This window comes from Cellulomonas humilata (assembly GCF_030814415.1).
Taxonomy (GTDB): domain Bacteria; phylum Actinomycetota; class Actinomycetes; order Actinomycetales; family Cellulomonadaceae; genus Cellulomonas; species Cellulomonas humilata_A.
Genome location: NZ_JAUSVB010000001.1, coordinates 488,845 through 501,766, shown reverse-complemented (window position 1 = coordinate 501,766; position 12,922 = coordinate 488,845). Strand labels below are relative to the sequence as shown.

The 12,922-nt window shown below is 71.9% G+C and carries 9 protein-coding genes; 8 read left to right on the top strand and 1 reads right to left on the bottom strand.

The window, feature by feature from the left end; genetic code table 11:
• Positions 1–25: 25 nt before the first annotated feature.
• A complete protein-coding gene (locus tag J2X26_RS02220) occupies positions 26–1,252 on the bottom strand; it encodes a pyridoxal phosphate-dependent aminotransferase (RefSeq protein WP_307489448.1) in 1,227 nt (408 codons plus the stop codon).
• Positions 1,253–1,477: 225 nt separating this feature from the next.
• On the opposite strand from J2X26_RS02220, the gene urtA reads away from it, so the two are divergent.
• The 8 genes from urtA (at position 1,478) to atzF (ending at position 12,863) form a co-directional block, all read left to right on the top strand.
• Positions 1,478–2,737 (top strand): urea ABC transporter substrate-binding protein, encoded by a 1,260-nt coding sequence (gene urtA / locus J2X26_RS02215; RefSeq protein WP_307489446.1) that lies wholly within the window; start codon positions 1,478–1,480, stop codon positions 2,735–2,737.
• A gap of 74 nt (positions 2,738–2,811) precedes the next feature.
• Positions 2,812–3,696: an urea ABC transporter permease subunit UrtB gene (gene urtB, locus J2X26_RS02210; protein ID WP_307489444.1), complete on the top strand. Its 885-nt coding sequence runs from the start codon at positions 2,812–2,814 to the stop codon at positions 3,694–3,696.
• A complete protein-coding gene (gene urtC / locus J2X26_RS02205; RefSeq protein ID WP_307489442.1) occupies positions 3,693–4,784 on the top strand; it encodes an urea ABC transporter permease subunit UrtC in 1,092 nt (363 codons plus the stop codon). Before urtB ends, urtC begins: the two co-directional genes overlap by 4 nt.
• On the top strand, positions 4,781–5,641 hold the full coding sequence (gene urtD, locus J2X26_RS02200; RefSeq protein WP_307489440.1) for an urea ABC transporter ATP-binding protein UrtD: 861 nt from the start codon (positions 4,781–4,783) through the stop codon (positions 5,639–5,641). The genes urtC and urtD overlap by 4 nt, the downstream gene beginning before the upstream one ends.
• On the top strand, positions 5,641–6,333 hold the full coding sequence (urtE, locus tag J2X26_RS02195) for an urea ABC transporter ATP-binding subunit UrtE (protein ID WP_307489439.1): 693 nt from the start codon (positions 5,641–5,643) through the stop codon (positions 6,331–6,333). Before urtD ends, urtE begins: the two co-directional genes overlap by 1 nt.
• A 25-nt stretch (positions 6,334–6,358) precedes the next feature.
• Positions 6,359–7,063: a GntR family transcriptional regulator gene (locus tag J2X26_RS02190; RefSeq protein WP_307489437.1), complete on the top strand. Its 705-nt coding sequence runs from the start codon at positions 6,359–6,361 to the stop codon at positions 7,061–7,063.
• A 350-nt stretch (positions 7,064–7,413) separates the two neighbouring features.
• Positions 7,414–11,019, top strand: a complete 3,606-nt coding sequence (uca, locus tag J2X26_RS02185) for an urea carboxylase (protein WP_307489435.1) — start codon at positions 7,414–7,416, stop codon at positions 11,017–11,019.
• Between the two features lie 20 nt (positions 11,020–11,039).
• On the top strand, positions 11,040–12,863 hold the full coding sequence (gene atzF / locus J2X26_RS02180; protein WP_307489433.1) for an allophanate hydrolase: 1,824 nt from the start codon (positions 11,040–11,042) through the stop codon (positions 12,861–12,863).
• Positions 12,864–12,922: the final 59 nt, after the last annotated feature.

Sequence of the window (12,922 nt, the reverse complement as noted above, 5' to 3'; positions counted from 1 at the left end):
TTCGGGTGACCGGCCCGTTCGCTGTCTACTGGCGGTAGCTGGACAGGAAGTTGCCCATGCGTTCGATCGCCTCGGCCAGGACGCGGGCCTCCGGGAGCGTGACGATGCGCAGGTGGTCCGGGGTGGGCCAGTGGAAGCCCGTGCCCTGGACCAGCAGGATGTGCTCGCTGACCAGCAGGTCGTAGACCAGTCGGGCGTCGTCGCGGATCTCGTGCACGTCGGGGTCCAGCCGGGGGAACAGGTAGAGGGCGCCGTCCGGGCGGACGCAGTCGACGCCGGGGATCGAGGTCAGCCCGCGGTAGGCGACGTCCCGCTGCTCGTGCAGCCGGCCGCCCGGGGCGATCAGTGCCTCGATGCTCTGGATGCCGCCGAGGGCGGCCTGGACCGCGTGCTGCGCGGGGACGTTGGGGCACAGGCGGGTGGACGCCAGCAGGGTGATGCCCTCGAGGAAGCCGGTCGCGTGCTCCCGGGGGCCGGTGATGACGAGCCAGCCGGAGCGGTAGCCGGCCACGCGGTAGGTCTTGGAGAGGCCGTTGAACGTGAGGCAGAGCAGGTCGGGGGCGACCGAGGCCATGGGGATGTGCTGCGCGCCGTCGAACAGGATGCGGTCGTAGATCTCGTCGGAGAGCACCAGGAGGCTGTGCTCGCGGGCGATCGCGGCGATCCCCTCGAGCACCTCGCGCGAGTAGACGGCGCCCGTGGGGTTGTTCGGGTTGATGACGACGATGGCCTTGGTCCGCGGCGTGACCAGTGACCGGATGTGCTCCAGGTCCGGTTCCCAGCCGGCGGACTCGTCGCAGCGGTAGTGCACGGGAACGCCGTCGGACAGGGACGTCATCGCAGTCCACAGGGGGTAGTCCGGCGAGGGGATGAGCACCTCGTCGCCCTCGTCGAGAAGCGCCTGCATGACCATCGTGATCAGCTCGGAGACGCCGTTGCCCAGGTAGACGTCGTCGACGTCGATCTCCGGGAAGCCGGGCTCGGTCTCGTACCGGGTGACCACCGCGCGGCGGGCGGACAGGATGCCGCGGGAGTCGGTGTACCCGTGCGCGTGGGGGATGGCGGCGATGACGTCGCGCACGATCTGGTGGGGGGCCTCGAACCCGAACGCGGCGGGGTTGCCGGTGTTCAGCCGCAGGATCGTGTGGCCCTCGGCCTCGAGGCGGACCACCTCGTCGAGGGCGGACCCGCGGATCTCGTAGAGCACGTTCTTGAGCTTCGACGACTGGTCCAGCGGACGGCGCAGCGGCATCTCTCGAGAGTATCCGCCGCTGTGACTCGACTTGTGACGGAACTGAGCCCGACCCGAAACAGACCGTTTACGCGGGCCGGTCGCTGCCGGAAACACCCCGTCCCTAGGTTCATCACCCATGGGCACAGGGATGTATACAGCACGGGACACAGCGCGGTGTCGTGGGCTTTCCCGGCCCGACGTCCGGATCCGCCCCACAGCTCGTCTCAGCGAAAGGCCCCTCCGTTGACCAGATCTAGCACGCGCGCTCTTGCCCTCCCGGCGGCCGCCCTGGCCGTCGTCCTCGGTGTCGCGGGATGTGGCGCCCGCACCTCCGACGACCCGGCTGACGCCTCGTCGGCATCGTCGGCATCGTGCGTCGACACGTCCGGCGACACCGTCAAGATCGGCTTCCTCAACTCCCTGTCCGGCACCATGGCCATCTCCGAGCAGACGGTCCGGGACTCCCTCGACCTGGCCGCCGAGGAGATCAACGCCGACGGCGGGGTCCTGGGCAAGCAGCTCGAGATCGTCGCGGAGGACGGCGCCTCCGAGCCCACCGTGTTCGCGGAGAAGGCCGAGAAGCTCATCTCGTCCGACTGCGTCGCCGCGGTGTTCGGCGGCTGGACGTCCTCGTCGCGCAAGGCGATGCTCCCCGTCTTCGAGGCGAAGGACTCCCTGCTCTTCTACCCGGTCCAGTACGAGGGCCTGGAGGCGTCGCCGAACATCTTCTACACGGGCGCGACGACCAACCAGCAGATCCTGCCCGGCATGGACTACCTCAAGGAGCAGGGGAAGTCGAAGATCTTCCTGGTCGGCTCCGACTACGTCTTCCCGCGCACGGCCAACAAGGAGATCGTCGCCTGGGCCGGCGCCAACGACGTCGAGATCGTCGGCGAGGAGTACGCCCCGCTGGGCCACACCGACTTCGCGACGATCGTGAACAAGCTCAAGGGCTCCGGCGCCGACGCGGTGTTCAACACCCTCAACGGTGACTCCAACGTCGCGTTCTTCAAGGAGTACAAGAACGTCGGCCTGGCCGCGGACACCCTGCCCGTCGTCTCGGTGTCCATCGCCGAGGAGGAGGTCGGTGGCATCGGCATCGACAACATCGTCGGCCAGCTCACGGCCTGGAACTACTACCAGACGGTCGACAGCCCCGCGAACGCCACGTTCGTCGAGGCGTTCAAGGCCAAGTTCGGCGACGACCGCGTGACGTCGGACCCGATGGAGGCCGCGTACACGTCGCTCTACCTCTGGAAGCTGATGGTCGAGAAGGCCGAGTCGTTCGACGTCGCGGCGGTCCAGGAGGCAGCCGGCGGCACGACGTTCGAGGCACCCGAGGGCACCGTCACCGTGAACGGCGACAACCACCACATCGCCAAGACCGCGCTCATCGGCAAGATCGGCCCCGACGGGCTCATCTACACCGAGTGGTCGTCGGACGGTCCCATCGAGCCGGACCCGTTCCTCGAGGGCTACGACTGGGCCGAGGGCCTGTCCTGACCCACCCCTGACGCGGTGGCCCGGCGGCTCTGTGACGCCGGGCCACCGCCCCTCATCCAGGAAGGACGGGTCGGATGGACGCCCTCGTCTCACAGCTCTTCGCGGGCCTCAGCCTGGGGTCGGTGCTGCTGCTCGCGGCGCTCGGGCTGGCGCTGACGTTCGGTCAGATGGGCGTCATCAACATGGCGCACGGCGAGTTCATGATGGCCGGCGCGTACACGGCGTTCGTGGTCCAGGGCGTGATCGCCGACGCGGGCGTCTCGCTGCTGGTCTCGCTCGTCATCGGGTTCCTGGTCGGCGGACTGCTCGGGCTGCTGCTCGAGATCACGCTCATCTCGCGGATGTACAAGCGGCCGCTGGACACGCTGCTGGTGACCTTCGGCGTCGCCCTCGTGCTGCAGCAGCTGGCCCGCGACGTGTTCGGTGCCCCCAACGTCGACGTCCGCGCCCCTGCATTCCTGTCCGGTGCGGTGCAGATCCTCGGCGTCGGGATCCCCAAGACGCGGCTGTTCATCCTCGCGCTCGCGCTCCTGTGCGTGCTGGCGCTCTCCCTCCTGCTCAAGCTCAGCCCGCTCGGCCGGCGCATCCGGGCCACCGTGCAGAACCGGGACCTGGCCGAGACGTCGGGCATCTCGACGCGTGCCACCGACCGGCTCACGTTCTTCGTCGGCTCCGGCGTGGCCGGCGTCGCGGGCGTGGCGCTCACGCTGCTCGGGTCGGTCGGTCCGACGCTGGGCACCAACTACATCGTCGACGCGTTCCTCGTCGTGGTCGTCGGCGGCATCGGGCAGCTCAAGGGCGCGGTGATCGCGGCGTTCGCGCTCGGGCTGCTCCAGGCGGGCTTCGAGTACTCGACCACCGCGAGCATCGCCAAGGTGCTGCTCTTCGTCGTCATCGTCGCGTTCCTGCAGGTCAGACCGCAGGGCCTGGTCTCGGTGCGGACCCGGAGCCTCGCATGAACCCCCGCATCCGGATCTGGGGCGGCCTCGTGATCGCCGCCCTCCTGCTCTTCGGCGTCGCGCCGGCGATGCTGTCCGACTTCCGGCTCAACCTGCTGGCCAAGTTCTGCTGCCTCGCCATGGTCGCGGTCGGCATCGGGCTGGCGTGGGGGCGCGGCGGGATGCTCGTGCTCGGGCAGGGCGTGTTCTTCGGCCTCGGCGGCTACATCATGGCGATGCACCTCAAGCTGTCCGACGCCGGCCCCGGCGGGGTGCCCGACTTCATGCTGCTGTACGGCGACGGCACGGTGCCGGGCTGGTGGGAGCCGTTCCGAGACCCGGTGGTCACCATCCTGGCGATCCTCGTCGTGCCCGCCCTCGTGGCCACCCTGCTCGGGCTCGCGGTGTTCAAGCGACGGGTCCGTGGCGCCTACTTCGCGATCCTGTCGCAGGCGCTCGCCGCGGCGTTCGCCATCCTGCTGGTGGGCCAGCAGAAGGTCACCGGCGGCACCAACGGCCTCAACGGGTTCCAGTCGTTCTTCGGGTTCACGCTGTCCGACCCGGTGAACAAGCGGATGCTCTACTTCATCGCCGCGGGCGTGCTGCTCGCCATGGTCGCGATCGTGCGGCTCGTCATGAACTCCCGCTACGGCGAGCTGCTCGTCGCGGTGCGCGACCAGGAGAACCGCGTCCGGTTCCTCGGCTACGACCCCGCCATCGTCAAGACCGTCGCGTACGCGATCGCCGCCTGTTTCGCGGCCATCGGTGGCGCCCTGTTCACGCCCATCGTCGGGATCATCTCCCCGGCCGACGTCGGCGTCGTGCCCTCCATCGGGTTCCTGGTCGGCGTCGCGATCGGCGGCCGGGCCACCCTGCTCGGGCCGGTGCTCGGCGCGATCGGGGTGTCGTGGGCGGAGACGTCGCTCTCGGAGTCGTTCCCGTCGTTCTGGATCTACTTCCAGGGCGCGCTGTTCATCCTCGTCGTCGCGTTCCTGCCCAACGGGCTCGCGACGATCGGCCGGTTCTTCCGCCGACGACGCTCCGAGCCTGCGGAACCCGTGGCCCCGGAGCCGGCGCCCGCCCTCGAGACCTCGGGGAAAGCCTCATGAGCGAGATTCCTACGACCGCCGCACCCCTGATCGGCGAGGGGTCGCTGGACCCCGACGCGCTCGAGCAGGTGATCGCCGCCGACGAGGCCCGGTTCAAGCACGACTACCTGGAGATCCGGGACCTGCGCGTGGTGTTCGACGGGTTCGTCGCCGTGGCGGGCGTCGACCTCACCGTGACGCAGGGCGACCTGCGGTTCCTCATCGGCCCGAACGGCGCCGGCAAGACCACGATCGTCGACGCCATCACAGGGCTGGCGCCGGCCACCGGGTCCATCCGGTTCGGTGGCGTCGAGCTGGTGGGCAAGCCGTCGCACAAGGTCGCCCGCGCGGGGGTCGGTCGGACGTTCCAGACGGCCAGCGTGTTCGACGAGCTCACCGTGCTGCAGAACCTCGACATCGCGGCGGGGTCGCGGCGCAAGGCGCGCGTCATGCTGCGCCGGCGCAGCGGCATCCCCGAGGCCGTCGAGGCGGCGCTGGAGACGGTCGGCCTGACGCACGCACGCGACCTGCCCGCCGGCGTCCTGGCGCACGGGCAGAAGCAGTGGCTCGAGATCGGGATGCTGCTCGTGCAGGACGCCCGGCTGCTGCTGCTCGACGAGCCCGTCGCGGGGATGAGCCAGGCCGAGCGCGAGGAGACCGGGCTGCTGCTCCAACGGATCGGTGCGCAGCGCACGGTCGTCGTCGTCGAGCACGACATGGAATTCCTGCGCAGCTTCGCCTCGTCGGTGACCGTGCTCCACCAGGGGTCGGTGCTCAGCGAGGGGACCGTCGCGCAGGTGCAGGCGGACCCGAAGGTGGTCGAGGTGTACCTGGGCCGCGGCGCGGGTGCGCGAGGCTCGTCGAAGGAGGCGTCCTGATGTTGCAGATGACCGGGGTGCACGTCGGCTACGGGCGCACGTCCGTGGTGCACGGGGTCGACATCGAGGTCGCCGACGGCGGCGTGACCGCGATCATGGGCCACAACGGCGCCGGCAAGACGACGCTCCTGCGGGCGGCCGTCGGGCTGCTGCCCGTGCGCAGCGGCCGGGTCTCCTTGTACGGGGAAGACGTCTCGAAGCTGCGCCCCCACCAGCGCGTCCGCCGCGGGCTCGCCTACGTGCCGCAGGGCCAGCAGTCGTTCGGCCAGCTGACCGCCCGGGAGAACCTCCAGCTCGTCGCCGACGGCGCCGGGTCCGCCGGGTCGTCGCGGATGGCCGACGCGCTCGACCTGTTCCCCGCGCTGCGCGAGCTGCTGGGCCGACGCGCCGGCCTCCTGTCCGGCGGTCAGCGCCAGCAGCTCGCCATCGCACGTGCCCTCCTGACCGGGCCGCGCGTCCTGATCCTCGACGAGCCCACCGAGGGCATCCAGCCGTCCGTCGTGCAGGAGATCGAGGACGCCATCGGCACCCTCAGCGCCGGTGGCCTGTCGGTGCTGCTGGTCGAGCAGCACGTCGGGTTCGCGCTCGGCGCGGCCGGGCAGTACTACGTGCTGGAGTCCGGTCGCGTGACGCGGTCGGGCGCCGGCGGTGCGGACCAGGAGGCCGACGTGCGCGCCGCGATGGCCCTGTGAGCCGGGAGGTCTACGCTTCGTGACCATGAGCACGGGTGGGACGACCGGGCTGTCCGAGGATCCGCGATCGCTGCGTGACGTGGTCTATCAGCAGCTGCGCGACGAGATCCTCAACGGACGCATCTCCCCGCGGGAGCGGCTCACGGAACCCAAGCTCGGCAAGCTCTTCGACGTGTCCCGCACCCCCGTCCGGGAGGCCCTGTCGCGGCTGCTGTCCGACGGGCTCGTGGAGCGGACCGACTTCGGGTACGCCGTCGTCGTGCCCAGCCTCGAGGACCTGCGCAACCTCTACGAGCTGCGGATCACCCTCGAGCTGCGCGGCATCGCCCGGGCGATCGAGAACCCGCAGGTCCGTCACGACGAGGAGCTCCTGAGCGCCGAGCGGGAGAAGTGGGCCGAGCTGCGGGACGCCCCGCCCGAGCCCGACGCCAGCTTCGTGCTCTTCGACGAGGGGTTCCACCAGGTGCTCTCCCGGTCGTCGGGGAACACCCAGCTCACCGGCGCCCTGGTCACCGTGAACCAGAAGATCCGGGCTGTGCGCATGCACGACTTCGTGGAGACCGACCGCATCACCGCGACCATCGACGAGCACCTCGAGATCCTCACCCTGGTGCTCGCCCGCGAGCTGCCGTCGGCCCTGACCGCGCTGCACAAGCACGTGGGGGAGTCGCTCGAGGTCGTCATGGAGCGCGCGACCCAGTCGATGACCCGCATGGCCCTCGCGGGCTGACCCGCCTCACGCGCACCGCGCCCACCCGCAACGTCCGCACATTCGGTCGTCGGGACGCTCGGATGCGCGGACGTTGGGCGAGCTGAGCCCAAGACGTCCGCAGATTCGGTCGCCAGGACGCTCGAATCTGCGGACGCTGCGTGGGTCGAGCAGGGACGTCCGCGCTCGTGGGGGTTCCCGTGCGCGCGAGTGCGGACGTTGCGCAGGTAGGCGTAACGCACCGTTTACGCGAGGGCGCGGGGCGGGAAACACGGCCTCCGTAGCGTGCCGGATACCGGGGTGTATACATCCCGCGCCGGGCGCCTCACGGGACGAGCCCGGCCCACGCACGACCGCATCCGGGGGACGCCGTGTTCGACACCCTGCTCGTGGCCAACCGCGGCGAGATCGCCGTCCGCATCCTGCGCACCGCGCGCGACCTCGGCCTCAAGACGGTGGCCGTGTACTCCGACGCGGACGCCGCAGCCCCGCACGTGCGGCTCGCGGACGTCGCGGTGCGCCTCGGCCCCGCGGCCGCGAGCGAGAGCTACCTGCGGCCCGAGCTCGTGCTGCACGCGGCGTCGGAGACCGGCGCCGGCGCGATCCACCCCGGGTACGGGTTCCTGTCGGAGAACGCCCAGTTCGCCCGCGAGGTCGAGGCGGCCGGCATCGCGTTCGTCGGCCCGACGGCCGCGCACCTGTCGGTGTTCGGCGACAAGCACCAGGCCCGCGAGGCGGCCCAGGCGGCGGGCGTGCCGCTGGTCGCCGGCAGCGGGCTGCTGGGGTCGGTCGACGAGGCGCTCGCGGCAGCGTCCGTCGTCGGCTACCCCGTCATGGTCAAGGCCGTCGGAGGCGGCGGCGGGATCGGGATGCAGGCGTGTGCCGACGCCGACGAGCTGGTGGCCGCGTTCGACCGCGTGCAGCGCCTCGCGGCGGCGAGCTTCGGCAGCGCCGGGGTGTTCCTGGAGAGGTTCGTGTCGCGCGCGCGGCACCTCGAGGTGCAGGTGTTCGGCGACGGCGCCGGTCGCGTGGTGAGTCTGGGGGACCGCGACTGCTCGCTGCAGCGGCGCAACCAGAAGGTGGTCGAGGAGGCGCCGGCGCCCGCGCTTCCCGACGAGGTCCGCGCGATGCTCCACGAGTCCGCCCGGGCGCTCACCGCCTCGGTGTCCTACCGGTCCGCGGGCACCGTCGAGTACGTGTACGACGTCGACCGCGGCGAGGCGTCGTTCCTCGAGGTCAACACCCGCCTGCAGGTCGAGCACCCGGTGACCGAGGCGGTGACCCGCGTCGACCTGGTCGCGTGGATGCTGCAGCTGGCGCAGGGCGACTCGTCGTTCCTCGACGAGGTGCCCGACGAGGGGCCCGCCATCGAGGGGCACGCCGTCGAGGTCCGCGTGTACGCCGAGGACCCCCGCAAGGACTACCAGCCGAGCGCGGGCCTGCTCACCGAGGTCGTCTACCCCGAGGACCCGTCCGTCCGGGTCGACGCCTGGGCCGAGACCGGGCAGCAGGTGACCAGCCACTACGACCCGATGCTCGCCAAGGTCATCGTGCACGCGCCGGGTCGCACCGAGGCGTTCGCGGCGTCGCGTCGCGCGCTCGCGGCCACCCGGTTCACCGGGGTGCAGACGAACCTCCCGCTGCTGCGCGAGGCGGTCGGGCTGCCCGACGTGCTCGCCGCGACGCACACCACCGGGACGCTGGCGGGTGTCACCGACGACGAGCCCTACATCGACGTCGTCCGCCCGGGCGTGATGACCACCGTGCAGGACTGGCCTGGACGGCTCGGGTTCTGGGACGTCGGCATCTCCCCGTCGGGGCCGATGGACGACCTCTCGTTCCGGCTCGGCAACCGCGCGCTGGGCAACGCCGAGGGGGTGCCCGGCCTGGAGTGCACGCTGACCGGACCGCGCCTGCGGTTCAGCCACGAGACGGTGATCTGCGTGACGGGTGCGCCCGCGCCCGTGACCGTCGACGGGTCGCCCGTGCCGCAGTGGGAGCCCGTGACGGTCCTTGCCGGCGGGGTGCTCGACGTCGGCGCACCGCACGATGCGGGTCTACGCACGTACATCCTGCTGCGCGGCGGCCTGGACGTGCCGCTGTACCTCGGCTCGGCGTCGACCTTCTCGATGGGCGGCTTCGGCGGGTACACCGGCCGCGCGCTCGTCGTCGGCGACACTCTGGTGCCCGGGGTCCCGCTCGGTCCGCCGCCCGTCGCGGTCCCTGAGGACGTCCGGCCGCAGCTGGTGCACGAGTGGGAGGTCGCGGTCCAGGAAGGGCCGCAGCCCGCGCCGTCGTACTTCACGCCCGCGGACATGGAGATGTTCTACGCCTCGACGTGGCAGGTGCAGACGCACGCCAACCGCACGGGCATCCGGCTCACCGGGCCGAAGCCGCAGTGGGCGCGGCCCGACGGCGGCGAGGCCGGGCTGCACCCGTCGAACCTGCACGACAACCCGTACTCGGTCGGCGCGCTGAACGTCTCGGGCGACACCCCGATCCTGCTGGGCCCCGACGGTCCGAGCCTCGGCGGGTTCGCCTGCCCGCTGACGGTCGTCGTCGGTCATCGCTGGAAGATGGGCCAGATCCGGCCGGGCGACACGGTCCGGCTGGTGCCGGTGCCCGACGCGACCGCGGACGCCCTGCGCACCGACGACGCCCTGCGCGCGTCCGCGCACCTCGGCCCGGACGTCCTCACCGGACCCGACGGTGACGACGGCGTGCTCGCCCGGGTGGCCGGCACGCCCGACGTCGTCTACCTGCGTGGCGGCGACGACAACGTGCTCGTCGAGTACGGCCCGATGGTGCTGGACCTCGGCCTGCGCATGCGCGTGCACGCCCTGGGCGAGGCGCTGAAGGGAACCAGTGGCGTCATCGACATCACGCCCGGCGTGCGCAGCCTGCACGTGCACGTCGACCCGTCGGTGATCTCGGTGCGCGCGCTGGTCGACGTCCTCGTCGGGCTCGAGGCCTCGCTGCCCGCCACCGAGGACCTGGTGGTGCCGAGCCGTCGCATCCACCTGCCGCTGTCGTTCGACGACCCGGTGATCGCCGAGGCGGTCGCGCGGTACCAGGCCGGAGTCCGTCCGGAGGCGCCCTGGCTGCCGTCGAACATCGAGTTCGTCCGGCGCATCAACGGCCTGCCGTCGACCGAGGACGTGTTCGACACGATGATGGCCGCCGAGTACCTGGTGCTCGGTCTCGGCGACGTCTACCTCGGCGCCCCGCTGGCCGTCCCGCTCGACCCCCGGCACCGCCTCATGACCACCAAGTACAACCCGGCGCGCACCTGGACCGCGGCCGACACCGTCGGCCTCGGCGGCCAGTACCTCTGCGTCTACGGCATGGACTCCCCAGGCGGCTACCAGCTGGTCGGCCGCACCGTGCCCATCTGGTCAGGGCACCGGCAGCGCGGGGTGTTCGAACCCGGCAAGCCCTGGCTGCTCCGGTTCTTCGACCGCGTCGTCTGGCACCCCGTCGCGGCCGACGAGCTGCTCGCCCAGCGCGACGCGTTTGCGTCCGGACGCCTGGACGTCGAGGTCGAGCACGGCACGTTCTCCTACCGCGAGCACCTCGAGATGCTGGCCGAGCACGCCGACGACATCGCCGAGTTCCAGTTCCGGCAGGCCGCCGCCTTCGCCGACGAGCGCGCCGCGTGGGCGCTCGCTGGCGAGCTCGACTCCTCCGACGAGGCGGAGCCAGCGCACGCCGGTGACCTCGGCGCCGGCCCCGGCGAGATCGAGCTGCTCGACGGCTGCATCCTGGTCGAGGCGCCGATGGTCGGGAGCGTCTGGCGGATCGAGGCCCAGGCCGGCGAGCAGGTCCGGGAGGGTGACCTGCTGATCGCGCTCGAGGCCATGAAGCTCGAGCTCGGTGTGGCGGCGCCCGCCGACGGGACCGTCCTGAAGGTCCTCGTCGAGCCCGGGCAGCACGTCGCGCCCGGCGCGCCCCTGGCGATCCTGGCGGTCGGCGCGTGACGCGGACGACGATGGAGGGCGTGACCAGCGTGGAAGGCGTGGCGGGCGCTCCGACCCTCGCCGACCCGGACGGCACCCTCCGGGTAGGAGTCTCCGAGACTCGGGTCCGCCGCGCCTACGCCCGGATCGCCGAGGTCGACCGCCCCGAGGTCTGGATCACCCTCCGGTCCGAGTCCTCCGCGATCGCCGACGCCCGTGCGGTCGACGCCCGGCTCGCAGCCGGAGCGGTGCTGCCGCTGGCAGGGCTCACGCTCGCGGTCAAGGACAACATCGACGTCGCCGGGCTGCCGACGACGGCCGCGTGCCCGTCCTTCGCGACGGACCCCGCAGGCCGGCCCGGTCCGGCGCAGGTCACGGCACCGGCCATCCAGGCGCTGGTCGACGCGGGTGCGGTGATCCTCGGCAAGACGAACCTCGACCAGTTCGCGACGGGTCTCGTCGGTGTCCGCAGCCCGTTCGGTGCGGTCCGGCACGCCACGCTCCCGGACCGTGTGTCCGGCGGGTCGAGCTCAGGCTCGGCGGTCGCGGTGGCGCTCGGCATCGCGGACATCGGCATCGGCACCGACACCGCCGGCTCCGGGCGCGTCCCGGCGGCGTTCGGGACACTGGTCGGCATCAAGACGACCCTCGGCCTCGTCCCCACCACGGGGGTGGTCCCCGCCTGCCGCAACTACGACGTCGTCACGACGTTCACCCGCGACCTCGACCTCGGCGTCGCGGCCACCCGCACGATGATCGGCACGGACCCGACGGACCCCGCGCGCCGACCCTGGCCCGTCGACGTGCGCCTCGGGCTGCGGTCCGCACCGGTCGTCGCGGTGCCGCGTGACGAGGACCTAGGCCCTCTCTCACCGGGCTGGCGGGCGGCGTTCGACGCCTCGGTCGAGGCCGTCCGGGCCACGGGCGCGCAGGTGAGGACCGTCGACATCAGCGGCATGCTCTCCGCCGCGCGCCTGCTCTACGACGGCGCGATCGTCGCGGAGCGGTACGAGGCCGTCGGTGCGTTCCTCGCCGCCGCTCCGGATGCGGACCCGACGGTGCGGTCGATCATCCTGTCCGGCCAGGACACCCCCGCGCACGCGTACGTCGCGGACCGCGCGCACCTGGCCGCCGCCAAAGTCGAGGCCGCCCAGGTCCTGGACAGCTGCGACCTGCTCCTGCTGCCGACCACCACCGAGCACCCGACGATCGCCGCGGTGCAAGCCGACCCTGTAGCCATCAACCGCCGCCTGGGGACGTACACGAACTTCGTGAACCTCCTCGACATGGCGGCCGTCGCGATCCCCGCAGGAGAAGCGGACGGTGGCCCGTTCGGGATCACCGTGCTGTCCCGCGCGTTCGACGACCAGCTGGCCCTCGACCTGGCAGCCCGCCTCCTGCCAAGCACGGACGACCCACCCGCGGCGGGCCTGCCGGCCGGTACGGGCGACGCGGCGGCCCCGCTCCTCGTCGAGACCGGCGTCGATGTCCTCGTGGTCGGAGCCCACCTGCGGGGCCAGCCGCTCAACGGCCAGCTCGACGAGCTCGGCGCCCGGTTCCTCCGCGAGGTCCGCACGTCCGACGCGTACCGCCTGGTCGCGCTCGACACGCAGCCCCGCAAGCCAGGTCTGGTGCGAGCCGGCCCGGGTGCGGGCGCGCCGATCGCGGGAGAGGTCTGGCGGCTCTCGCCCGGCGCACTGGGCCGGATGCTTGCCGACCTGCCTGCCCCGATGTCACTGGGACAGGTGGAGCTCGCGGACGGCACCTGGGTGGTCGGCTTCGGCTGCACGGCCGAGTCCGGGGCCGCGGGCGCCGACATCACCTCGGCCGGCGGCTGGGTGGAGGCGTTGCGGCGGGGGCTCTGAGGGCAAGTCGGGGCACCCTGTCGGACCCGGCACTCAGGTGGCTGTCGACCGACCCGAGA

Bases quoted from the DNA above. Each gene is read 5' to 3' on its own strand.
- J2X26_RS02220 (WP_307489448.1), bottom strand. From the start codon at position 1,252: ATGCCGCTGCGCCGTCCGCTGGACCAGTCGTCGAAGCTCAAGAACGTG.
- urtB (WP_307489444.1), top strand. From the start codon at position 2,812: ATGGACGCCCTCGTCTCACAGCTCTTCGCGGGCCTCAGCCTGGGGTCG.
- urtC (WP_307489442.1), top strand. From the start codon at position 3,693: ATGAACCCCCGCATCCGGATCTGGGGCGGCCTCGTGATCGCCGCCCTC.
- urtD (WP_307489440.1), top strand. From the start codon at position 4,781: ATGAGCGAGATTCCTACGACCGCCGCACCCCTGATCGGCGAGGGGTCG.
- urtE (WP_307489439.1), top strand. From the start codon at position 5,641: ATGTTGCAGATGACCGGGGTGCACGTCGGCTACGGGCGCACGTCCGTG.
- J2X26_RS02190 (WP_307489437.1), top strand. From the start codon at position 6,359: ATGAGCACGGGTGGGACGACCGGGCTGTCCGAGGATCCGCGATCGCTG.